General features: G+C 67.6%; 21 protein-coding genes and 1 riboswitch. Of the genes, 7 read left to right on the forward strand and 14 right to left on the reverse strand.

Features of this window, described 5'->3' with window-relative positions:
* Nucleotide 1 precedes the first annotated feature (1 nt).
* From DS837_RS27810 to DS837_RS27820, 3 genes are all read right to left on the reverse strand, one after another.
* Nucleotides 2-1561: a phytoene desaturase family protein gene (locus DS837_RS27810; RefSeq protein ID WP_170296006.1), complete on the reverse strand. Its 1560-nt coding sequence runs from the start codon at nucleotides 1559-1561 to the stop codon at nucleotides 2-4.
* Nucleotides 1562-1658: 97 nt separating this feature from the next.
* Nucleotides 1659-3332 (reverse strand): glycosyltransferase family 2 protein, encoded by a 1674-nt coding sequence (locus DS837_RS27815; protein WP_149167693.1) that lies wholly within the window; start codon nucleotides 3330-3332, stop codon nucleotides 1659-1661.
* 76 nt (nucleotides 3333-3408) lie between these two features.
* On the reverse strand, nucleotides 3409-3798 hold the full coding sequence (locus DS837_RS27820) for a hypothetical protein (RefSeq protein ID WP_170296007.1): 390 nt from the start codon (nucleotides 3796-3798) through the stop codon (nucleotides 3409-3411).
* 109 nt (nucleotides 3799-3907) lie between these two features.
* Between DS837_RS27820 and DS837_RS27825 the strand changes: the two genes are divergently transcribed.
* Nucleotides 3908-4570: a YajG family lipoprotein gene (locus tag DS837_RS27825; protein WP_170296008.1), complete on the forward strand. Its 663-nt coding sequence runs from the start codon at nucleotides 3908-3910 to the stop codon at nucleotides 4568-4570.
* Nucleotides 4571-4846: 276 nt separating this feature from the next.
* On the opposite strand, the gene DS837_RS27830 is transcribed toward DS837_RS27825, so the two are convergent.
* The 5 genes from DS837_RS27830 to DS837_RS27850 form a co-directional block, all read right to left on the reverse strand.
* Nucleotides 4847-5932, reverse strand: coding sequence for an Ldh family oxidoreductase (locus tag DS837_RS27830; protein ID WP_149167696.1), 1086 nt, complete (start codon nucleotides 5930-5932; stop codon nucleotides 4847-4849).
* Nucleotides 5929-6672: an SDR family oxidoreductase gene (locus tag DS837_RS27835; protein ID WP_149167697.1), complete on the reverse strand. Its 744-nt coding sequence runs from the start codon at nucleotides 6670-6672 to the stop codon at nucleotides 5929-5931. Before DS837_RS27835 ends, DS837_RS27830 begins: the two co-directional genes overlap by 4 nt.
* Nucleotides 6673-6793: 121 nt before the next feature.
* Nucleotides 6794-8074, reverse strand: coding sequence for a TRAP transporter large permease (locus DS837_RS27840; protein WP_149167698.1), 1281 nt, complete (start codon nucleotides 8072-8074; stop codon nucleotides 6794-6796).
* 2 nt (nucleotides 8075-8076) lie between these two features.
* The gene (locus DS837_RS27845) at nucleotides 8077-8580 is read right to left on the reverse strand and encodes a TRAP transporter small permease (protein WP_149167699.1); all 504 of its coding nucleotides are present in this window, start codon (nucleotides 8578-8580) and stop codon (nucleotides 8077-8079) included.
* Nucleotides 8581-8608: 28 nt separating this feature from the next.
* Nucleotides 8609-9595 (reverse strand): C4-dicarboxylate TRAP transporter substrate-binding protein, encoded by a 987-nt coding sequence (locus tag DS837_RS27850; RefSeq protein ID WP_170296009.1) that lies wholly within the window; start codon nucleotides 9593-9595, stop codon nucleotides 8609-8611.
* A 480-nt stretch (nucleotides 9596-10075) separates the two neighbouring features.
* On the opposite strand from DS837_RS27850, the gene DS837_RS27855 reads away from it, so the two are divergent.
* The 3 genes from DS837_RS27855 to mepA all read left to right on the forward strand — a co-directional run bounded on the left by DS837_RS27855 (nucleotide 10076) and on the right by mepA (nucleotide 12861).
* Nucleotides 10076-10771, forward strand: a complete 696-nt coding sequence (locus tag DS837_RS27855; RefSeq protein ID WP_149167701.1) for a GntR family transcriptional regulator — start codon at nucleotides 10076-10078, stop codon at nucleotides 10769-10771.
* A gap of 176 nt (nucleotides 10772-10947) precedes the next feature.
* On the forward strand, nucleotides 10948-11796 hold the full coding sequence (locus tag DS837_RS27860; RefSeq protein WP_149167702.1) for a sugar phosphate isomerase/epimerase family protein: 849 nt from the start codon (nucleotides 10948-10950) through the stop codon (nucleotides 11794-11796).
* Between the two features lie 291 nt (nucleotides 11797-12087).
* On the forward strand, nucleotides 12088-12861 hold the full coding sequence (gene mepA / locus DS837_RS27865; RefSeq protein ID WP_170296010.1) for a penicillin-insensitive murein endopeptidase: 774 nt from the start codon (nucleotides 12088-12090) through the stop codon (nucleotides 12859-12861).
* A gap of 116 nt (nucleotides 12862-12977) precedes the next feature.
* Here mepA and DS837_RS27870 read toward each other — a convergent pair whose 3' ends face one another.
* The 3 genes from DS837_RS27870 to DS837_RS27880 all read right to left on the reverse strand — a co-directional run bounded on the left by DS837_RS27870 (nucleotide 12978) and on the right by DS837_RS27880 (nucleotide 16713).
* Complete coding sequence (locus tag DS837_RS27870) at nucleotides 12978-13682, reverse strand: substrate-binding periplasmic protein (protein ID WP_247890169.1); 705 nt, start codon at nucleotides 13680-13682, stop codon at nucleotides 12978-12980.
* Between the two features lie 288 nt (nucleotides 13683-13970).
* Complete coding sequence (gene ribB / locus DS837_RS27875) at nucleotides 13971-14657, reverse strand: 3,4-dihydroxy-2-butanone-4-phosphate synthase (protein WP_149167705.1); 687 nt, start codon at nucleotides 14655-14657, stop codon at nucleotides 13971-13973.
* Nucleotides 14658-14808: 151 nt separating this feature from the next.
* Nucleotides 14809-14961: riboswitch (FMN riboswitch) on the reverse strand.
* Nucleotides 14962-15024: 63 nt separating this feature from the next.
* Entirely contained in the window at nucleotides 15025-16713 is a 1689-nt protein-coding gene (locus DS837_RS27880; protein ID WP_149167706.1) for an alpha-amylase family protein, read from the reverse strand.
* A 196-nt stretch (nucleotides 16714-16909) separates the two neighbouring features.
* On the opposite strand from DS837_RS27880, the gene DS837_RS27885 reads away from it, so the two are divergent.
* Nucleotides 16910-18100, forward strand: coding sequence for a calcium-binding protein (locus DS837_RS27885; RefSeq protein WP_149167707.1), 1191 nt, complete (start codon nucleotides 16910-16912; stop codon nucleotides 18098-18100).
* Here the strand turns inward: DS837_RS27885 and rsmD are convergent.
* The 3 genes from rsmD to DS837_RS27900 are packed head-to-tail and all read right to left on the reverse strand — an operon-like array spanning nucleotide 18091 to nucleotide 20131.
* Nucleotides 18091-18669: a 16S rRNA (guanine(966)-N(2))-methyltransferase RsmD gene (rsmD, locus tag DS837_RS27890; protein ID WP_149167708.1), complete on the reverse strand. Its 579-nt coding sequence runs from the start codon at nucleotides 18667-18669 to the stop codon at nucleotides 18091-18093. The genes DS837_RS27885 and rsmD overlap by 10 nt on opposite strands.
* On the reverse strand, nucleotides 18650-19861 hold the full coding sequence (locus DS837_RS27895) for a pseudouridine synthase (protein ID WP_149167709.1): 1212 nt from the start codon (nucleotides 19859-19861) through the stop codon (nucleotides 18650-18652). The genes rsmD and DS837_RS27895 overlap by 20 nt, the downstream gene beginning before the upstream one ends.
* Before the next feature lie 60 nt (nucleotides 19862-19921).
* Nucleotides 19922-20131 (reverse strand): dodecin, encoded by a 210-nt coding sequence (locus tag DS837_RS27900; protein WP_014239544.1) that lies wholly within the window; start codon nucleotides 20129-20131, stop codon nucleotides 19922-19924.
* 113 nt (nucleotides 20132-20244) lie between these two features.
* Between DS837_RS27900 and DS837_RS27905 the strand changes: the two genes are divergently transcribed.
* Both DS837_RS27905 and DS837_RS27910 read left to right on the forward strand, forming a co-directional pair.
* Nucleotides 20245-20685 carry a nucleoside deaminase gene (locus DS837_RS27905; RefSeq protein WP_211102425.1) on the forward strand — a complete coding sequence of 147 codons (441 nt, stop codon included), beginning with the start codon at nucleotides 20245-20247 and terminating at the stop codon, nucleotides 20683-20685.
* 64 nt (nucleotides 20686-20749) lie between these two features.
* Complete coding sequence (locus tag DS837_RS27910) at nucleotides 20750-22855, forward strand: pentapeptide repeat-containing protein (RefSeq protein WP_170296011.1); 2106 nt, start codon at nucleotides 20750-20752, stop codon at nucleotides 22853-22855.
* Nucleotides 22856-22957 lie beyond the last annotated feature (102 nt).

Consider the following 22957-nt stretch of genomic DNA (forward strand, 5'->3'; position numbering starts at 1 on the left):
CCTACTCCGCCGCCTTGGCCTCCGCCGGGATCCCCGTCGCCAGGTTCGCCGCGCTCATGCCGGAGATCACCACCGCCTCGACGCCGGGACCGCTTTGGCAACCGGCGCCGACCAGCATCAGCCCCGGCAACGGCGTCTTGTTCGGCGGGCACCATTGGCCGCGGGCGGCGCCGTAGATGGCGCCGTTGTCGGCGAGCGCGTAGCGGGTGAAGGTCGTCGGGCTGGCCGTCTGGCGGTAGAGGATGCGCCCCCGCAGCCCGGGAAGCACGCCCTCCGCCGCGGTGACCAGACGGTCGGCGAAGGCTTCCTTGCGCCGGCGGTTGGCGGCCTTGTCGGCGGCGAACCACTCCGCGGCCTCCGGTTCGGGCCGCAGGCAGAGCATGGTGACGGCGGCGTGGCCCTCCGGGGCCAGGGACGGATCCACCGCGCTCGGGTTGCCGATTCCGAAATGCAGGCCGTCCGCCCCGACGAACACGCGGGCCGGCAGGTCCGGAACGCCCTCCACGGCGAGGCTGACCAGCACCGCCGTGGGGCCGCGCTTCAGACCCTTCACACGCTGGGCGTAGCGCCTGGGCAGCAGCGCCGGGTCCACCAGCCGCGTCAACGTGCCGACCACGTCGGAATTGGCCAGCACCAGCGGCGCCCGGTGCACCGTTCCGTCGGCGGTGGCGATGCCGGCGGCGCGACCGCCCTCGGTCAGGATGCGTTCGGCGCGGGTGCGCAGAAGGACAGCGCCGCCCCGCTCCCGCACCACCGCGCACAGCAGCTCCGCCAGCCGCTGAGAGCCGCCGGCCGGGTACCAGCCGCCTTCCAGATAATAGCCGAACAGCGGGGCCATCTCGCGCACGGGGAGCAGCTCGGGGCGGTCGGTGACGTACTCGCTGATGGTGGTCAGCAGGGCCTTCAGCCGCGGGTCGCGCAGATGGGTGTCCAGCATCTCCGTGTAGGGGCGGTGCATCCAACGCCAGGCGTCGGGCCGGCGGGCGGTCCAGGACCGCATCTCCTCCAGCGTGGCGGGCGGCATCGGCACGCCGCCGGTGTCGTCCACATCGGCGTAGAGATCGGTGTAGACGCGCTCCATCTCCGCGAAGAAGGCGGCGATCCCCGGAGCCTCAGGCGGGAACAGCGCCTGGAGGCGCCTCACCAGATCCGCCGGCTGGTCCGGCACATCCAGGCGCAGGCCGTCCTGCACATAGCGGTGGCGGACCCGGCGCCAATCCATGCGCTGCGCGACGCCTAGGCCGTCCAGCAGCCGCCGCAGCGGGCCGCGCGGGCCCAGTCCGCTGAAATCCTGCACCCCGGCGTCGAAGACGTAACGCCCCACCGAACCGTCCCGGCCGCGGACCTTGCGCAGCCAGGACGAGCAGTAGCCCCCCGGCCGGTCGTGCGCCTCAACCACCAGCACCTTCAGCCCGCGCGCCGCCAGGGTCGCCGCCGCCGACAGCCCGCCGATCCCGGCGCCGACCACCACCGCATGATGCTCGTGCTCCCCGGCCGGCCAACCGCCGAACGTCGGCATCGGCCACGCCGAGGACTGGCCGGACGAGGGACGATGCGTCATGGAAGGAAAGCCGGGCAATGCAGGACGAGAGCCCAACATTCTAAACGCCTCGCCCCACGCGATGCCATCTCAGGCTGTAAAATTCCGTAGAGTGGTCTCACCGCTGTCCGGCCTTCGGGTCGGCCCAGAAGTCGAAGAAGTTGTACCATTGCAGTGGGTCGCGCAAGCAATGGTATTCCAGCCTTGCGGCATAGCGTGCGGCAAGCGCGGCGAGCGCGTCGTCCTTCCCGCGCCGCGGCAATTCGATGCGCTCGGCGAAGGGCTCGAAGGTGACGCGGTGGCCCTGCCCCTCGCGCAGGCAGAACAGGAGATAGACCGGGCAGCCCATCAACGCCGCCAACACGTAAGGCCCCTGCGAGAAGGCGGCGTCCCGGCCGAGGAACGGAACCCGGCTGACCCGGCCGTTGAACTCCACCGGTGTGCGGTCCCCGGCGATGGCGATCCACTCGCCACGCTCCACCCTCTCCTTGAGATCGATGGCGGTCTGCGGGCCGATGTCGGTGACCTGTATGGTGTGGTCCGCGGCGTCGGGACGGACGGAGCGGATCATCCGGTTGTAGCGGACGGCGTGCCGCGTGTGCAGCAGCACGTTGATGTCCTTCTCGAACCGGGTCCCCAGGCGGGCCCGCGACAACTCGGCGTTGCCCAGGTGCGAAACGATCAGCAGCGCGCCCCGCCCCTCCGCGGCGAGGCGGCTCAGCGGCTCCGCGCCGTCGACGGCGATGGGACCGGTGCGCTCTGGAGCGGCCCAGGCGATGAAGGTGTCGAGCGCCTTGACGGCGAAGCTCATATGGTGACGCAACCCGTCCCACCAGGAAGGGGCGGGCAGGCCTTTCGCCGCGTTGGCTTGCGCCAGGAAATCCAGCGAATGCCGCCGCCCCGCGGCGTTGGTCGCATAGAAATAGCTGACCACCGGCCACAGGAGCGCGATGCAGCCCGGCCGGCCGAGCAGCCGGTAGACCAGCGTCACCAGCCTCATGCCCCACCAGGCGCCCCGCTCCCCCACGGTCGACCAGTGCGCGTCGGCTCCCATTCTTGGCGGACGGTTGCGCAGCACTGAAGGCAGGCGCAGCAGCATGGTCAGCACGAGGCACGTGTGCATGCGCGTCAGCAGCAGGTTGTCCCGCAGGAGGTTGAAGTTGGAGGTGTTTCCCTCGGGATAGACGACCCGCACGGGGATGTGTATCAGCGGAACGCCACGCCAGAACAGGCGAACGACGATTTCCGGGTCGAAGTCCATGCGGGTGCCGAGCCGTTCGCTGTCCAGCACCGCCATGGTGGGGGCCAGAGGGTAGACGCGGAAGCCGCACATGCTGTCCTTCACCCGCAGCGACAGCGTCTCCACCCAAATCCACACATGGGTGGCCCAGCGCGCGATCAGCCGCGAGCGGGGGACGGAGTGGTCATAGACCGGCCGGCCGCTGACCAGCGCATCGGGATGCGCCGCCGCGGTGGACAGGAGGTCGGCAACGGCAGCAAGGTCGTGCTGCCCGTCGGCGTCCACCTGCACCGCGTGGGTGAAACCGCGCTCATGAGCGCGCCGGAGTCCGGCCATGACGGCGCCGCCCTTGCCCCGGTTCACCTCCAGCCGCAGCACCTCGACCCCATCGGCAGGGGCGTGCCGTGCCGCGATGGCGGTGCGGGCCGGTTCACCGCTGCCGTCATCGATCAGGATGACCTCCAGCCCATGCCCCCGCAGCGCCGCGACGATGCCGCCGAGCGCCGTGTGGTGGTTGTGGCTGGGGATGATGGCGCAGGCCCGGATGCTCATGCCGTCTCCATGAGACTTGCCGGTCGGAGAAGCGACCTCCTACCCCTGTTGCTGGCGCAACGTCAAGCGACCGAACTCAGCGGCGATCTGCGATCTGGTCCAGCTTGGCCGCAATGTCGCGTTCGAGGTTGCCGACCCAGCGGTTGTAGGCCCGCTCCACCCCGTCGTTGCTGCGCTCCATGTTCTTTGCGCTGACGTATTGGATGCGGTAGCTCCGGTTCGAGAACAGCACATCGGCCTCGGCCACCCACGGCCATTTGGTGTAGGTGGCACGGACCTGTCCATCCGCAAGGTGCTGGAAACGCCAGCCGCGCCGGGCGCCGGCCTCGACGATGGCGAGTTCGATGGCGTTGAGCGGCAGGGCTTGTGCCCCAGGGGGCACAGCGTGCTCCTGGGTCGTCGTGATCGGCCGGGTCTGGCAGGCGGCGAGAAAGAGAATGGCGGCGGCGGCCAGAATGTTGCGCACAGGCCTGTCCTTTGTCGATGTGACGCGAGGACGGCATACTTCCTGTTTGAATGGTTGCAGTCAATGGCCTGACTGCCATTTTCAGTTCCCCTTCCCCGCATCCATGGATATGCTCGCCACGGTGGTTTTTCCGTTCATGAATGCGCATGAGGAGACCGCCTCAACAACCGAAGGGGAAATTGGAATGCGAATGGCCGCGCTGTGTGCGCTGATGGCGGCAAGTCTGCTGGGCGCATGCTCGACGCATCAGGTCCCGATGACCTACAGTCCTGCCGCCGTGCAGAGACCACCGTTGGCGAAGCCGAACGTCGAGGTGCTCACCGTCACGGACGCGCGCAAATACACCGGCAAGCATCTGGGTGCGATCCGCGGCGGTTATGGCAACGCCTTGAAGACCATCGAAGCGTCAGGCCCGGTCAAGGACGTGGTGCACAAGGCTTTCGAGGACGCTCTCAACGCGCGCGGTCTTCTCGCCTCGACCAATGGCGGAAGCTACGGCCTGGACATCACGGTCGAGAAGCTCGATTGCAGTCAGTTGGTCCGCAAGGAGGCGCACGCGCGGTTCCGTGTCGCGGTTTTGGATAAGAGCACGGGCCAGCCGGTCTACAGCAAGGTCGTGCAAGACGACCGCGAGGGCGCGGGAAACCCATTCATAACCGGTGTCTTCGGTTCGGTTGAGGAACTGAGCAAACTGACCAACGACAGCATGCAGGCGGCCATCGACCAAGCCCTTGACAACCCCGCCTTCCTCACCGTTGTCAGGGCACACTGAACGGCATTGGAAGCCGGCGGCCGCCGTGAATGGCGCAGCCTCGGGCAACCGGTGGCGTCTCAACAATCCAGGGCTTTTCCGCCCTCATAACAGACAGTCCCCTGGAATCGTTCGGTTCCAGGGGGTCTGATCCGGTCCCCGCTTCCCCGTCGCCGGGTTCACCTGTCATCCTGGGCGAACCGAGATTACCCGACTGTTCGGGAAACAGGGACCCGCCCTGCCATTATTACGCGCACACGACGAGTGTGCGACCGAGCCGGCCAGTCCCACTCGGCCTTATGTTGGTGAGCCCGCCGGGACCGGAACGGGAATGCCATAGGCCTGGGCAAGTTGGTTGAAGGTGTCGATGGTCGTCTGGTCGATGGGAATGCCAAGCGTCCTGCGGCGCCCCGCCTCGGCCCATTCGCGGTCGCCGGGCGCCATGACCGTTCGGCCCGGCACGGCCTGGGATCCGCGCAGAGCGGCCAGATAGCGCGCCATGTTGTCCTCGAAGTTTTCCCGCGGCAGGAAGGCGTCCGGACGGATCGCCATCACGAAGGCGCCCATGCCGCGCGGCGTGCTCATGTCCGGCCCCGGCATCGGCAGGATCTCGAAGCTCAGCTTCATGCCGGTCAGGATGGCGCTCAGGATTTCCACGAAGCCCGCGAGCCCGGCCCCTTTGAAGCCGAACTCTCCGCCCAGCGGCGCCAGCATCTCGGCCCGCTCGGGATCGGTGGTGTTGCGCCCCTCGGGGTCCGACGCGGTGGCTTCGGGAAGCGCAAGCCCGAGGCTGCGGTAGAGTTGGACGCGGTTGTAGGGGATGGCGCTGGTGGCCATATCGAACAGCCACGGATCGCCGTCCTTCACCGGAACGGCGATGGCGATCGGGTTGGTGCCGTGGAAGCGCTCGGCACCGTCGTGCAGCCTCATGAAGCTGTCGGAGTTGCAGAAAGCCATGCCGATGCAGCCCGCCTCCGCCGCGGCGAGCGCGAAGGCGCCGGCCGGACCGAAATGGGAGTTGTTGCGGATGGCGACCGCGCCGATGCCGAACCGGCCGGCCAGTTCGACCGCCTTTTCCTGCGCGCGGTAGGCGCCGAGCGCGCCGTGGGCATGGTCGGCGTCCAGCGTGGCGACGGCCCCGAATTCCGACAGGATGCGCGGAGCGGGACGCGGGTTCACCCGTCCCTGGGTCATGGTGGCCACATAATGCCCGAGCAGCCGCACGCCGTGGCTGTCGACCCCAAGCCGGGAGCCGTGCATCATCGCGCGCGTGGCCGCATCCGCCGTCGCCTCGTCCGCTCCCGTGGCCAGGAACACAGCGCGGCAGAAGGAGTCCAGGGAATCCGCGTGGTAGCGCGCGGACGGCTGAGCCTGTCCGGTCACAGCGTCTGCCCTCCGTCGGCGACGAGCAGGCCGCCGGTCATGAAGCCGGACTCGTCGCTGGCCAGATACACGGCGGCGGCGGCCATCTCCTCGACGGTGCCCAGGCGGCCCATCGGCTGGCGCGCGACGAACTGCGCCCGCATCCCCTCGGGATCGGCGCTCGACTGGATGCGCTCCTCCAGTGACGGCGAGTGGGTGGTGCCGGGGCACAGCGCGTTGCAGCGGACGCCGGCGCCGATGAAGTCGCGGGCCACGGCCTTGGTCAGGCCGATCACCGCCGCCTTGCTGGTCCCGTAGGCGGTGCGGTTGGCGACGCCGGTCAGGCTCGACGCCACCGAGGCGACGTTCACGATGGAACCCCGGCGCCGCTCGATCATGCCCGGAAGGGCCGCGCGGATGGTGTGGAACATCGAGGTGACGTTCTGGTCCAGGCTGCGCGCCCAATCCTCGTCGCCGCAATCCAGGATGGTGCCGTTGTGGACCCACCCGGCGTTGTTGACGAGGATGTCGAGCGGCCCGGCCTCGGCGACGACGCGCCGGACCGCCGCCGGATCGGTCACGTCGAGCGCGACCGGGGTTATCTTGGAGTCGATGCGGGGCAGATCCTCCATCTTCGACAGCGTGCGGCTGGCCGCGACGACGCTGGCCCCCTCCCGGGCGAAGGCGAGCGCGATGGCCCGTCCCATGCCCTGCCCCGCTCCGGTCACCAGGGCGCGTTTTCCATCTAGTCTGCCGGTCATCGTGTTTGGAACTCCACCAGTCGGTGCCGCATAGGGCGCCGGATTGGACGCTAGGATTCTCTGTATCCGCCGGACGGGGCCGGAGGGCGGCGTTTCCGCCGCCGCACCCGGCGCGCCGCCATCATCCGAAGAGCAGGTTCGGGATCAGCAGAATGAACTCGGGCACGAAGATCAGAAGCAGGGTCGTCAGCCCGATGGCGATCATCAGGGGCAGGGACTCCCGGACATAGGCTCCCACCGACACCCTCAGGATCGAGCACACGGTGAACATCGCCGCTCCGACCGGAGGCGTGAAGTTGCCGATCGTCGCCGCGACGATGAAGACCACCCCGAAGTGCACCGGATCGCCGCCCATCGCCCGCACGGCGGGCAGGAAGATCGGCGTCATCATGATGATGATGACCGTCGCATCGATGAACAGCCCAGCCGCCACAACCAGGAGGACGATCAGCACCATCACCAGTTGGACGTTGTCGGTGAGGCTGGTCAGGGACGAGGCGATGACTTCGGGGATGCGCTCGAAGACGATGCCGTAGCTGAAGATCGCCGACAGGCTGATCAGGAACATCGCGGAGCCGACGTCGGCAAGGCTGATCTCCAGCGCCTCGATGAAGCTTTTCGTCTTGAGCCGGCGGTAGACCACGAAGCCGATGAACAGCGCGTAGAGCACCGCGAAGGCGCCGATCTCCGAGGGCGTGAAGATGCCCATGCGCAACCCGACGAGCAGGATGACCGGGAACAGCAGCGCCCAGACGCCGCCCTTCAGGGCGCTGCCGACCTCGGCCAACGACGCCCGCTTCGCCCGCTCCGGCGGGTATCCGCGCTTGTTGGAGGTGTACCAGACGGCGATGCTCATGGCGATGCCGAGCAGAAGCGCCGGGGCGAAGCCCGCCGCGAACATCCGCCCGATCGACACCTGGCCGATGGTCCCATAGAGGATCATGCCGATGCCCGGCGGAATCAGCGGGGTGAGGAGCGAGGTGAAGGAGATCACGCCGGCGGTGAAGCCGCGGGACATGCCCCGCTTCGTCATCTCCTCGCCGAGGATGCGCGACTGCATCGCCGCGTCCGCGATGGCCGACCCCGACACGCCGCCCATCAGCGCCGACAGGACGATGGAAATCTGGGCCAGCCCGCCCTTGAAGTGTCCGGTGGCCACAGACGCCAGATTCAGCAGGCTTTCGGTGATGCCGGACCGGTTCATGTAGTTGCCCGCCATGATGAACAGGGGAACGGCGAGCAGGGCGAAATTCTGGGTCTGGGACACCGTCACCTGAAGCGGGATGGTGAAGGGCAACTCCGGGTGCTGGAGGAAGAACAGCACCCCCGAGATGCCGATCGCGAAGGCGACCGGCATGCCGATGAGAAGGAAGACCGCGAAGGCCAGAACGACAAGCAGCATGGTCAGGCGGTCTCCCCGCTGGCGGCGGCGGTGCACGGGACGCCGTCGGACCGCATCAGGGCCCGAATCTTGAGAAGCGTGGTGATGAGCATGAGGGCCGCCCCGACGGCGATGCTGGCGGTGACCCAGGAATAGCTGACGCCGGGAATGCCGTTGAAGGTCCGGGACCGGCTGGTCCAGGCGAGCAGGGTCCCACCGTAGATGGCGTAGCAGAGGAACAGCGCGATCGCCGCGTAGTTCACGAACAGCAGGGTCCGCTGGTACCGCTCGGACAGCTTCGCGGTCACCAGGTCGAGGGACATGAGCATGTCCTTGCGCCAGGCGATGTCAGCGCACAGGAACACCGCCCAGGCGAAGAAACAGGTCGCCAGATCGATGGTCCAGTTGAGCGGGTGCTGCATCATCCGCGCCACACCGCCGAGCAGGAGCAACCCCACCATCAGCATCAGGAACAAGCCGGCGAGGATCGCTTCAAGCTTCACGACATAATCATAGAGAGTTTTCATAAGGCAGGCCTCGCCGGCTTCGGATGACTTAGCGACCCATTTCCTTGTAGACGGCCGCGCGCACCTCGGTGAGGCCGAGCTTCTGATACGCGGCGTCGCCGGCCTTGCGGAAGGCCTCCAGATCGACGTTCTCGGTCACCTTCATGCCGCCCTTGACCAGCGCGGCCTTCTCACCTTCGGCGGCGTCGGCGAGCACCTTCGACACCTTCTGGCCGGCGGCGCTGCATTCCTCGACCAGGGCGGTCTGGTAGTCGGCGGGCAGCTTCTTGAACCAGGCGGAACTCACGACCTCGAAGTTGATCAGCGTGATATGGCCGGTCTCGCTGACGTTCTTGACGACCTCCTGCAGGTTGCCCGGACGGATGTTGGCGTAGGTCAGTTCCGCGCCGTCGACGGCGCGCTGCTGGAGACCGGGGTAGATGTCGCCGAAGCTCATCGCCGTCGGGGCCGCGCCGATGGCGCGCACCGATTCCTGCCAGATGGGGGCCGGCGGGGTACGGATGCGCAGGCCGGACAGGTCGCCCGGGTTGCGGACCGGCTTGTTGGCGAAGACATGGCGCTTGCCCTGCACGAAGTCGAAGCAGACGACCTGGAGGCCGTGCTTGTCCGCCAGCTCCGTCTTCCACTTCTTGACGGTGTCGAGCTTCGACAGCGCGAAGGCCTCGTCGAGCGTATCGACGAAGTACGGGCCGTTCAGGACCGCGATCTCGCGGACATAGTTGCCGAGGCGCGCCGCGTCGGTGTTCTGGCCGATGTTGGCGCCCTGGCGGATCTGCTCGATGATGTCCTCTTCGTTGCCGAGCTGGGCGCTGTGGAACACCTCGATCTTGAGGCCGCCTTTGGTCCGCTCCTCGACGCGCTTGGCCCATTCCTGGAACGCCGAATGATAGGCTTCGACCGGGCTGTGGACGTGGTTCATGCGCAGGATGTGCTTTTCCTGGGCCTGGGCCATGCCCATGCCGGCGATCAGCGTCAGCGCGGTGGCTCCGAGAAAAGCGCCAAGGCGCTTGGACATGTTGGTCACTTCCTACTCCCTAGAATGTCTTATGAGTTCTGAGATCAAGGGCGCCCGTTGCTTTGAGCGCGGAGCCTGAGAATGCCCTTATGCCACCTTTTACTGTTCGCTCGTGCGGAGCGAACGGTCGACGCGCGGACGGTGAACGGCCCAGCCAACGCATCTGGCGGCCATCTTGCACACTTGTATCCAAGGATGCAAGATGCTACGGATCATCCACAAGGCGTCATGATCAGTGTCTGATCGAATGCGGTTTCGGACGGAATTCCGTCAGGTGGGGGCGGCGTGGTGGAAGGAAGGCGCAACCAATAATGTCAAAGTGCTCGACCAGCCACAGCAGACATCGGCTCGTTTCCACCCGTGTTCCGGGCTGTGTTCGGCGGCGCCGCGACCTTGCGTGGGTCCGTCCGATCCGGCGATAATCGCGATTCTGGGCTCGGGAAGGGCGATGTCCGCTGACGCAGCGGCTGGGGGAACACGGTGAAGAACGAACGGCTGGTGTTGGAACGCAACACACTGGACAGCGTGATCTACAAGGAACTGCGGAAGAGGATCATTTCGCTGTCGTTCCAGCCCGGCTCGATGATCTACGAAAACGCCGTCGCCGACGAGTACGGCGTCAGCCGGACACCGGTCCGTCAGGCTTTCTCCCGGCTGGCGAACGAAGGGTTGCTGAGCATTCTGCCGCAGCGCGGCGCGCAGGTTTCTCACCTGTCCGCGGCCAAGGTGAAGGAGGCCCAGTTCATCCGGGAAGCGCTGGAGGTGTCGGCGTTCGGAGAAGTGGCGCGCATCTGGAACAGGACCGCCGATCACAGCGCGGCGCAAGCCAAGGCGCTGTCGCTGATCGAGCAGCAAAGACAAGTCGTGCGGGAGAAGGACTATGTCGGTTTCACCGAACTGGACGTGGCTTTCCACGACACCGTCATCGGGGTTCTGGGAAACGCCATGCTGCAGGAGATGCTGAGCGACGTGAGGACGCATCTGACACGGGTGCGCTTCCTCGAGCTTCGGGAGGCCCATCATGAGGACGATGCGATCGCCGACCACGTCAAGCTGATGCGATCGATCATGGCGAACGACGTCGCGGGAACCCAATCGCTCCTGCTGACCCATTTGAAGATGATCGAGGCGATGCGCGACGACATCCTCAAGCGTCACGACATTCTCTTCGAGTAGACCCCGTCCGGGGACCCCGCCGAGCGGGGCCATCGCCGGACGGTTCATCCAAACATCGCTGACGGACGCGGGGCCAGGCCGGTCGGACAACCGGCGGGCATGGGGGCTGCTCGCCCTCCGCGGACCGGCGGCAAGACCAACGACCCCGCACGCGGGCACGATCAGGAGGAAACGAGATGAACAGACGGTCGATCCACAGCTACACCTGGATTCCGAAATGGTCCACCGAGGACGGCGCCTACGCGGCCGAGCGCGCCGCGGCCTTCGGCTATGGCCAGCTCGTCGTGCCGATCCGCGACCATGACAGCATCGAACCGGCGGCCATCGCCGCGCTGTGCGAGCGGGCCGGAGTCCGCCCCGTCGCGACCTCGCCGCTTCAGCTGGACAACGACATTTCGAGCACCGACCCGGACGTGCACCGCCGCGGGATCGAGCGGCATTGCGCGGCGCTCGCCCTGGCGCGCGACATGGGCGCGGACCGCATGGGCGGCATTCTCTACAGCGCCTTCGGGAAGGCGTCGAAGGTACCGAGCGACGCCAACTTCCAGGCGGCGGCGGACGGGTTGCGGATCGTCGCCGAACGGGCCGCGTCCTACGGAATGCTGCTGGCGCTCGAAGTGGTCAACCGCTACGAGAGCAACCTGATCAACACGGCGGAACAGGCCGTCCGGATGGTCAAGCTGATCGGCGCCGACAACGTCCGCATCCATCTCGACACCTTCCACATGAACATCGAGGAAAACGACCTGCTGGGCGCGCTTGAGCTGGCGATGCCCCATCTCGGCTATTTCGAGATCGACCAGAACCACCGGGGCCGCCTGACGGAGGGGTCCATCGATTTCGCCCCGATGCTGCGCCGCTTGAAGGCGGCCAACTATCAGGGCCTGATCGGCGTCGAAGCCTTCTCCTCCGCCGTGTCGCACCCCGACATCACCGCGGGCGTCGCGTCCTGGCGCAACCTGTTCGACCATGGCGACGACGTGGCGCGCGACGGGCAGCTGCTGCTCGATCAGCACGGCCTCTGACAACGCCCGCCGCTGCCGGCGCACGCCCCGGGCCAACGTCCGCGGGTGTGCGCCGGGCGGCTTTGGTGCCGGGCGGCTTTGGTGATGAGACCCTGACCTCCCACCCAATGCACGCCCAGACCACAAGCCCCGTGCTAATGTCGGATCGGCTCAACGATGGGAGGTTCCAGGCCGGTCATGGCTCGACGATGGTCTTTCGCTGTGCTGCCGATCCTTTGCGGGGTTTGGACCACCGGTGACGCGACGGCGGCCGACTCGGTTCCCTGGTCGGCACCCTCGGCTTCCGGCGCGGTGCCGACGGATTTCAGCACGGTGGCCCTGCAACCGCCGATGCCGTCCCTCTCGGCACAGCCGATCGGCAGCTACGCCAACGGCTGCATTCGCAACGCGCAGACGCTGCCTCCCGAGGGCCTCGGCTATCAGGCGGTCAACCTGTCGCGGAACCGGAACCACGGCCACCCCGACACCGTCGCGTTCGTCCAGGAGCTTGCCCGCCGGGCGCAGGCCGAGCGGCTCGGGCGGCTGGCCATCGGCGACATCTCCAAGGTCTATGGCGGCCGCATGGAAAGCGGACACGCCAGTCACCAGATCGGCCTCGACGTGGACGTGTGGTTCGATCTCGACCAGCCGCCTCTCGCGCGGGATGCGCGGGAGCGAACGGATTTCCCGACCATGGTGAACCGGCAGACGCAGCGTGTCCTCCCGGAGCGGTTTGGCACCCGGCAGGCGCGCCTGCTGCAACTGGCGGCGACGAGCCCGAAGGTCGCGCGGGTGTTCGTGAACCCGGCGATCAAGCTGGCGCTGTGCCAGAGCGAGCACGGCGACCGCTCCTGGCTGAACACCGTTCGCCCCTGGGCCGGACACGACTCGCACTTCCATGTGCGGATGAACTGCCCGGCCGGATCGACGGCCTGCGTTCCGCAAGCCCCCATTCCGCCGGGCGACGGCTGCGGCCAGGAGCTTCTGAGTTGGTTCGAGCCTCCGAAGGAAGCGCCGGCGTCCCGGCCACCCAAGACTATCCCCGAGCCGCCGGCGGCCTGCCTGGACGTTTTGGCGGGGCATTGAGCCTCCGCCGGCAGCCAAGTCTTCGGGATCGGCCGGGAGGAGGTTGCTCCATCATTGCCCCGACAACGGCGGAACCTTCAGACACGCTGCCGGCGCGTGTCCGGCATCAATGATCCCTACCGCTCCCAGGCGCGGACGATGGCGTCGATGGTGCCGTCCCGTTTGAGCTTTTCGTAGGCCGCCTGCAATCGCTCCGCCTTCTCCGCCCGCAATTTGGGAACGGAGATGTAGCGCGGTACCATGGCCAGCGGCTTGGGCAGGATCTTGACCGCACTCGCCCGACCCTCGCTCTCGGCAAGATATTTGAGCACCTGCAGGTCGCCGGCGATGGCATCGACACGGCCGAGAAGCAGGCGCCGGAAGGACACGACGTTGCTGCTGCTGCGGACCTTTTCGAACAGGGACGATTTGTCGAACTCGGGGGTGTACTCGAAGCCGTCGACGACGCCGATCCGCAGACCTTGCAAGTCGTCGATGCGCGTGTAGTCGATCTCCGAGGTGCTGCGGACCATGAGAACGGTCGCCCCGACACGGTAGGGACCGATCAGATGGCCACGCTCCAAACGGCGCGGCGACGTGAAGAACTGAAAGGCGACGTCCACGTCGTTCTCGTCGTGCGCACGCACCACTTCCGGCCAGGCCATGGGACGATGAACCGGGTAGATGCCAATCTCTTTCAGCATGGCATCGACGATCTCCGTGTCCATCCCCGTGCGCTTACCGCGCTCGGTGAAATTGTACGGCGGGAAATAGTCTTCGGAGGCGACCGTCCAGTTCTCCCCGCGCGCCGGGACCGAAGCCACAAGCAAGGCGGCGACCATCAATCGCGCCACCGTCGCCAAACACACGCGCAGCCTCGTCCTCATCAACCGTCTCCACTCAATTCCCGGGATCGCGCGCACGACCGTTCACGCGGCGGCACGGCGAAGGGCGGCCTCCGCATATCGCCGGGCACCGCGTACAGGGCAATCCGGTTGCCCTCAATGGGAAAAGAGCGGGCGGGTGTGATAACGCTCCGGCGGATGCGGAAGTCGACCGTTCCAACGGACCGATGGGACCGGCCCCGCCCAGGACGGCGGAACCGGTCCCACTCACTCAACCCAGGCCGGTCACGCGGCGGAGCGCAAACACATCGCCCCGACCAGATCCTCGATGCTCACGATCGGCATGCCGTGGCGCTCGGCGAAGGCCACCAGTTCGGGCAGGCGGGCCATCGTGCCGTCCGGGTTCATCACCTCGCACAGCACCCCCGCCGGACGACGCCCGGCCAGGGTGGTCAGCTCGATGGTCGCCTCGGTGTGGCCGCGCCGCGCCGCCAACCCGCCGGCGTGCGCGCGGATCGGGAAGACGTGGCCGGGCCGGGCGAGGTCCTCCGGCCGGCAGCCGTCGGCGATGGCGGTGCGGATGGTGGTCACCCGGTCCGCCGCCGACACGCCGGTGGTCACCCCTTCCCGCGCCTCGATGGAGACGGTGAAGGCGGTGCCGAAACGCGCCGTGTTGCTGCCGACCATGGGCGGCAGGTCGAGGCGGCGCGCGTCGGCGTCGGTCAGGATCAGGCAGACGATCCCCGACCCTTCGCGGATCAGCAGGGCCATCTGTTCGGCGGTGATGGTCTCGGCGGCGTAGATCACGTCGCCTTCGTTCTCGCGGTCCTCGTCATCCACGACGACGACCCCGCCACCCTGGCGGATTGCCTCCACAGCGCGGATCACCCGTTCCTCGGCGGTGCCGAAGCGGTCGAGAAGGCCGGCGGAGGGCGTGGTGGAAAGCGGGTTGCTGGCAAAGGTCTGATTCATGGTTCTCACTCCGGTTGGGGCGAGCCTGAATCAGGGCGCAAAGAGACATCCGGCGGCGCGCGGGATGCCCCGCGCGGACCGCCGTCGCAGGCCGGCGCACGCGGACCGCGCCCAACGCCATGCGTTGCGGGCGGACCACGGTCGATGACCGGCTCGTCCTCTTCCATCCGGACTGTCACCGTCGGCTCCGGCCTTGAACCGGATCTGCTGACCTCCCGACCTGACGGCCGGGAGCGCTCGCGGGCTCCCCCTCTTGCGAGGGGCTACCGCCGGTCGGGATTTTCACCCTGCCCTGAGAACAAGCGTCTGATGCGCCGCCCCCGCATGGGGACGGCACGGCCAGCGTCCCCCAGTGGGCCGGACAAAGTCAAGACCGCTTTGCCCCGCCGACCGGCCCCTCGGTCCGGCGCAGCAGGTAGTCCAGCCCGCCCAGCCGGTACCAGCGGTAGCCGTAGGGCTCCAGCACCAGGCGATGCCGCCCGTCCTCCTCGGGGTCGTTGTGGTCCTCCGCCAGAAGATTGACCAGCCGTGGCGATTCTCCCTCGCCATCGACCGCCAGCGCGACCTCGTGGGGACGGTCGTCGAGGTTGTGCACGACGAGCACCGAGTTGTTGCGCCAGTCGTAGCGGATCGCCAGCACGGCGTTCGATCCGGTGGGCAGCACCTGATAGTCCCCCCAGCCGATCTCCGGGCATTCCTTGCGCATCCGGATGATGCGCTCGGTCCAGTTCAGCAGGGCCGACGGCTCGCGGCGCTGGTGGGCGGCGTTGATCCGCTCATAGCCGTAGGCGCCGCCGCTGATGACCGGCAGCACGGGATTGTCCGCCTTGGTGAAGCCGCCCTGCGGCTCGTCCGACCACTGCATCGGGGTGCGGGCGCAGTCGCGCTCCGGCAGTGACAGGTCGTCGCCCATGCCGATCTCGTCGCCGTAGCGCAGCACCGGCGTGCCGGGCAGCGTGAACAGCAGGCTGTAGGCCAGTTCGAGCCAGCGCCGGTCGCCGCGCAGCATCGGGGCGAGCCGCCGCCGGATGCCGCGGTCGTAGAGCTGCATGTCCTTGTCCGGGCCGAAGACGTCGAACACCCGCTTGCGCTGCGCCTCGGTCAGGCGCCCGAGGTCCAGCTCGTCGTGGTTGCGCAGGAACAGGCCCCATTGGTTGGTGCTGGGGCGCGGCACCCGGGTGACGTCCAGCGCCTTGGCCAGCGGCCGCGTGTCCGCCGTCGCCAGGGCGTAGAACAGGGCCTGGTTGACCTGGAAATTGAAGACCATGTGCATGCGGTCGCCGTCGTCGCCGAAATACTCCTGGTCGATGTCCGGCAGCACGTTGGCCTCGGCCAGCAGCATTGCGTCGCCGCACCGCCACTGCACGAACTCCCGGAAGGTGCGGAGCATGTCGAACTGCTGTTTGGGCTTCTTCACCTCCGGTCCCTTGGTCGCGATGACGAAGGGCACGGCGTCCACGCGGAAGCCCGACACGCCCAGTTCGATCCAGAAGCCCATCACCTTCAGCAGTTCGGCCTGCACCTCCGGGTTGGCGGTGTTCAGGTCCGGCTGGAACTCGTAGAAGCGGTGGAAGTAGTAGGCGCGGGCCTCCTTGTCCCAACTCCAGGTCGTCTTCTGCACGCCGGGAAAGACGACACCCTCGTCGGCGTCGGGCGGTTTCTTGTCCGACCAGACATACCAGCCCCGGTAAGGGGACTCCGGGTCCTTGCGCGCCGCCTGGAACCAGGGGTGCTGGTCCGAGGTGTGGTTGACCACGAGGTCGATGATGACGCGGATGCCGCGCTGCTTGCAGGCGTGGCTGAACTCCACGAAGTCGCCCAACGTGCCGTAGCGCGGATCGACGTTGTAGTAGTCGGCCACGTCATAGCCATGGTCGCGCATCGGCGATGGCTGGAACGGCCCCAGCCAGAGGCAGGTCACGCCCAGCCCCTGCAGATAGTCCAGCCGGCGTTGCAAACCCTGGAAATCGCCGATCCCGTCGCCGTTGGCGTCCATGAAGCTGCCGACCGACAGGTTGTAGATGACCGCGTTCTTGTACCAGAGATCCTTGATCATGGCCCGCCCCCACACAAAACTGCCTAGGCCATAACAGGGCCGACCGGCCGAGGTCCCTCCACCACGCCGAGCCAACCGTAAGGGGGTGTCCTACGCCCTTAGGAAAAAGGTTAATGTATAGTTAAGGTCACAAGAAAGCCTTCAATCCTGCCCGCATGATGTCCCCCAAGACGCACAGAACCAGGGGAATCGTGCCATGAAGCGTGCCATGCGCCAGAACGCGCCGCAAAATTCCGGGACGCAGAACTCCGGGACGCAGACCACCACGACGCAGGCCGTCAGCTACGCCTACGGGAACAACGCCGGCGCCCTGGCGGCGACTCCCGCGGCGCCGGTCCCCACCAGCTTCGCCCCGGTGACCATCAACTACGCGGAAACGCGGGCGGACGGCGGCTTCGGCTGGGACGTGAAGTACGACCTCGCCTTCGACGGCACGGCCTTCGTCGTGCAGACCCGCATCCATCTGACCGGCGACGACGCCGGCTCGATGAAGCAGGTCTGGGAGCAGGGGATCGAGGGGATCTGGGGCGACAAGTACAGCCTGTCGGACGGTGCCAACAGCTACGCCATCCGCTTCGACGTGCAGTTCGTGGCGGCCGGGAACCAGCACTACAACGTGAACGTCAGCAACAGCTACGGGCGCTGCGACATGCTGAACTGGTGCACCCAGACCGACTGGGGCCCCGATTACCAGGACGAGCTGGCGGCCCACGAGTTCGGGCACATGATCGGCGCCTTCGACGAGTATGCGGGCGGGGCCACCTACGGCAACTTCGCCGCCACCGGCACCATCATGTCGGACCTGACCCCGACGCTGCGCCCCAACTACATGAACTCCATCGACTATTACGCCGAGCAGTTCACCGGCAAGAGCTTCCAGATCGTAGAGATCCCGAAGAACCTGACGCTGACCGGCAACACGTGGGCCGACAGCCTCTATGGCGGGGCGGGCAACGACACGCTGAGCGGGCTCAGCGGCAACGACCAGCTGTTCGGCGGTGCCGGCAACGACACGCTGTGGGGCGACGCCGGAAACGACACGCTGCGCGGACAGGCCGGCAACGACGCGCTGCACGGCGGCTCGGGCGCCGACCTGCTGATGGGGGACGAGGGGAACGACACGCTGTGGGGCGATGCCGGCAACGACACGCTGTGGGGCGGCTCGGGAGCGGACCTGTTCGTCTTCACGCGCGGCGGCGGGCAGGACCGCATCGCCGACTTCAGCCGCGCGCAGAACGACCGCATCCAGATCGCCTCCAACATGACCTACCGCCTGGGATCGGACGGCAGCGGCAGCGCTCTGCTTGACTTCGGCGGCGGCGACCGGCTGGTCCTGGCCGGGGTCGCCCCGATCCAGGTCGCCTCGTCCTTCTTCACCTACGGCTGAGGCGACGCGTAGCGCAGGAACTGGATGCGGGTGTCGCCATAGCGGCGCTCGTCCAGCTCCGCGAAGCCGGACGGCAGGGGCAGCGGGTCGCGCCCGGCGACCTCGACCACCAGGATGGCACCGGGGGCCAGCCAGCCGGCCTTGGCCAGCCCGGCCAGAGCCCGCGGCGCCAGATCCTGACCATAGGGTGGGTCGAGGAAGCCCAGCGTGCAGGGGCGGAGCGGCGGAGGAGGCGGGCGGGTGGCGTCGGCGCGCAGGACCGCGGTGTTCGCCCCCTCCCCCAGCGCCGCGACGTTGGCACGCACGGCGTCCAGAGCGGCGCGGCCCATGTCGAGAAAGCTGGCGTGGGCGGCCCCGCGGGACAGCGACTCCAGCCCGAGGGCGCCGGTTCCGCAGAAGGCGTCCACGACGACGGCGCCCTCCAGCAGGTCGGCGCCGTCCGGCCCCCAGTCGGCGTGGGACAGGATGTTGAACAGGGACTCGCGGGTGCGGTCGGTGGTCGGCCGCGTGTCGCTCCCCGCCGGGGCGGCCAGCCGCCGCCCGCGGTGCTTACCGCCGACGATCCGCACGGGTCCGCTCCGGTCCCCGGCCACCGCCCTCGGACGACGCGCCACCGCCGCCGCGCGGCTTCGGCCCTGGCTTGCCGCCGCCGGGCTTGCCGCCCTTCAGCGTCAGCGTGCCGGGCTTGCCCGCCGGCTTGCCGTCCGTCCTGGCGGAAGCGGGCTTGCCGGAGGCAGGCTTGGCGGACGCGAAACCGCCCGGGGCCGGCTTGGCCGGACCGCGCCGGTCGGACGGGGCCTTCGGCTCCGCCTTGGCCCAGCCGGCCTTGGCGTCGCGCGGCTTGGATGCTTTCGCCGGGGTGGCGGAGCGGCTCGTGGAGCCTTCGGCGCCGACGCTCCCGCTCCTGGCGGCCTTGGCAGCGCCGGTCTTCCCGCCGCTCTTGGCCTTGCCCTCCTCCGCCGGATCGGCGCCGGTGAAGAAGCGGGACACCTGCTCGCGCACCACGCGCTTCGGCACCTCCTCGACGGCGCTCTCCTCCAGCTTGCCAAGCTGGAAGGGGCCGTAGGCGACGCGGATCAGCCGGTTCACCTGGAGGTCCAGCGCCTCCATCACCTTGCGGATCTCGCGGTTCTTGCCTTCCTTCAGGCTGACGGTCAGCCAAGCGTTGCGGCCCTGGATGCGGTCCAGAACGGCTTCGATGGGACCGTACTTCACCCCCTCGATGGTCGGTCCCTTCGCCAGCTCGGCCAGCTTCACCTCGTTCACCTCGCCGAAAACGCGCACGCGGTAGCGGCGGGTCCAGCCGGTGGCCGGCAGTTCCAGGAAGCGGGCCAGCTCGCCGTCGTTGGTCAGCAGCAGCAGACCTTCGGTCGTCAGGTCGAGCCGCCCGACCGAGATGACGCGCGGCATGTCCGGCGGCAGCCGTTCGAAGACGGTGGTGCGTCCCTTCTCGTCGCGGGCGGTGGTGACCAGCCCGGACGGCTTGTAATAGCGCCACAGCCGCGCCGGCTCCGGCTCGGGGATGACCTTGCCGTCCACCTGCACGACGTCGCCGGACCGCACGACGCAGGCCGGGCTGTCCAGGGTCGTACCGTTGACGGCCACGCGGCCGTCGGTGATCCAGCGCTCGGCGTCGCGGCGCGAGCACAGGCCCGCGCGCGCCAGCCGCTTGGCGATGCGCTCGCCGGCATCGGGCTCGCCCGCGTCCGCATCGGCGGCGCCGGGCATGGCTTTGGAATGTTCGTAATCGGGGGTGTCCATGGGCACGGACCATAGGGCTTGCAAGCCCCGCCCGCAACCCACGGCACGGGGTCCCCGCCGTTATTCTTCGAGGCGGAAGCCGACCTTCATCACCACTTGGAAGTGGGCGACCTTGCCACCGCTGACGTGGCCGCGGATCTCGCCCACCTCGAACCAGTCCACGTTCTTCAGCGTCTTGGACGCCCGCTCGATGCCGTTGCGGATGGCGTCGTCGATGGTGGTCTCGGCGGTGCCGACGATTTCCACCTTCTTGTAGACATGGTTGCTCATGGCTGTCCTCCCTGTTTCGTCCGATGCTTAACAACGCCGGAGGGCGTTCCGCGGCTTGACGAAAACAGGGACCGCCGGGCAGGGTGCCCCGCATGAGCCGCCCCCCCTCCCCCATGGACATCGCCTTCGCCGAGGCCGAGGCCGCCGCATCCCGCGGGGAGGTGCCGGTGGGTGCCGTGGTGGTCGATCCGGCGACCGGGACCGTTCTGGCCCGCGCCGGCAACCGGACCGAGGAGCTGAACGACCCCACCGCCCACGCCGAGGTGCTGGCGATCCGCGCCGCCTGCACGGCCCTGGACGAGCCGCGCCTGCCGGGGCTGGACCTGTATGTGACCCTGGAGCCCTGCGCGCTGTGCGCCGCGGCGATCAGCTTCGCCCGGCTGCGCAGGGTCTATTTCGGCGCCTACGACCCCAAGGGCGGCGGGGTGGAGCACGGCCCCCGCTTCTACCACCAGCCGACCTGCCACCACGCCCCGGAGGTCTATGGCGGCATCGACGAGACGCGGGCGGGGGAAATGCTGCGGGAATTCTTCAGGAAACGCCGCCCCGGTTGAGGCAGGACGTTGCCGCGCCGAATGGAATTGCATATCCTTTCTTCGAAACAACCCTAACATCACTATGCTGCGCAACGATGAACCATCGGATCATGGGAGCCGGCCGATTTTGCCCCATCCGGTGGTGGACACTCCCGGTCTGGACAAGCTTGAGGGCTCGCTGAACGATCTCAGCAAGGCAGCCGCGACCCAATCGCTGACCTATCTCCTGCTGTGGCTCTATCTGATCTTCACAGTCACGGCGGTCACCGATTACGACCTGCTGGTCGAGAAGCCGATCAAGCTGCCGATCTTCGACCTGGAGGTCGGGCTCCTGAAGTTCTTCATCGGCGCGCCGGCCCTGTTCTGGCTGGTTCAGCTGTACATGGTGCGCAAGGTGTCGGTGATCGCCGACGCGGTGCGCCATTACCTGACCGTTGCCGAGCGGGAAGCGGCCAAGCACGCGGCCTCGCCCGGCGCGGTGCTGGAGGCGTTGCGCCACCGGGTGGACGGCTTCGTCGTCACGCGCCTGCTGGCGCGGTTCGACACCGTGCGCTGTGGGGATGCCTGCGGCCCGGCGACCCCACCCCTGCCGCAGGCTCTGACCGTGCTGGCCGCGGCGGTGACGCTGGTGCTGGCCCCGGTGCTTCTGTACAGCGCTTTCCAGATCCGCTTCCTCGCCTATCAGCACGAATGGATCACGTGGTGGCACCGGGTCAGCCTGTTCGCCGGTCTGGCGCTGTCGGCGGCGGCGGCGCGGGAGGCGGGCCTGACCTGGGCCGGCACGGCGCGGGCGATGCGCGACCTGGGGACGGGGCTCTTCGGGGGGCTGCTGCGCCGCCGCGCCGAGCGCAGACGGCCGGAGGGCGAGCGATGGCCCGATCGCCTGTCCCGCCGGCTGGCCGCCAATGCGGTGCCGGCCGTGGTGGCCGCTTCCCTGCTGGTCGCGACCACGCCGGGCGAGTTCCTATCCGATGAGGTGGTGATCGAAGGGCGGCCATTGGGCGATCTGCTGGCGGAGGGAGTGGTTCCACGCAGCCTGAAACCCCGCCCCCCGAACGCACATCTGGCAACGGCGCCCCCTGCAAACAACATGGCCGAGAACGCAGTGGTTGGACCTCCCCCATTGGACCTCAGCCACCGCGATTTTTCCGGGCGCCGTTTGCGCAATGTGGATTTGAGGCGGGCGGCATTGAATCGGACGGTTTTGCGGAACGCCGATCTGCGGGGTGCCCTCCTCTTGCACGCCCAATTCAGGGGCTCAGATCTTACTCAAGCTCAGCTTCAGGGAGCAACTCTCTTCGGAACACAACTTCAGGAAGCGGACCTCTCTCAAGCCCAACTCCAAGGCGCGTACCTTCCCTACGCCAAGCTACAGGGTGCTGACCTCTCTGAAGCCCAGCTACAGGGCGCCTCCCTCTCCCAAGCCCAACTCCAGGGCGCCTACCTCCCCTACACACAGTTCCAGGGCGCCGCCCTCTTGGGTGCCCAGCTACAGGGCGCCAATCTCTTCGCTGCCCAGTTCCAGGGCGCCGACCTCTTCAGCGCCCAACTCCAGGGCGCCGACCTCTCCCACGCCCAACTCCAGGGCGCTTACCTCCCCTACGCCCAGTTCCAAGGCGCCGACCTCTTCGGTGCCCAGCTTCAAGGTGCGACGTTCTGGCAGACCACCGTGTGGAAAACCAATATGGAGAGCGCAACGTTCGAGAACGTCCCTCTCACCGAGACCTCGGAATATCTGAACATCGACGATGTTTCCGACTATGCAGCAGACATTCCCCGCTGGCTGAAAGTCATGCCGGGCGGCCATCAGAAATCCAACGCGGCGAGGCGTCTTGAACGTCTGACAGACAAAGGACACACGCACCAGGAAGACATGGCGGATGCTGCGGCGCTTCGTGATCGTCTGATGGCAGCCGCCGCAGTGACCACCCCGGAAAGCTACACCCGGTTCCTCATCCGTCTGGCTTGCAAATCCTCCGATGGCGGATACATCCTGGCGAGCCTGCTCCGACGGAGTTCCACCTTTGATGCAATTCCCGGATATGGAGACTATTTGCTCATCCAACCGCTCGTCAACGCGGTCAATGATCCGGAAACCTGCCCTCCTGCAAGCAAGCTGGATCAATTCGTCCGTCAACGGTTTCTGGACCCGGCGCGTCAAAGGGTGATTGCTCACCGGGCTGGCTGAGCGGGTGCCGCCAGCTGGGCGTTGCGCGCATTGGGGGTGGTTGGCGATGCCGGTGTTGCGTTGCGCGGCCGGACATGAGTCAAAGGCGGGATGACGGTTCCG

Source organism: Azospirillum brasilense, from assembly GCF_008365405.1.
Taxonomy (GTDB): domain Bacteria; phylum Pseudomonadota; class Alphaproteobacteria; order Azospirillales; family Azospirillaceae; genus Azospirillum; species Azospirillum brasilense_D.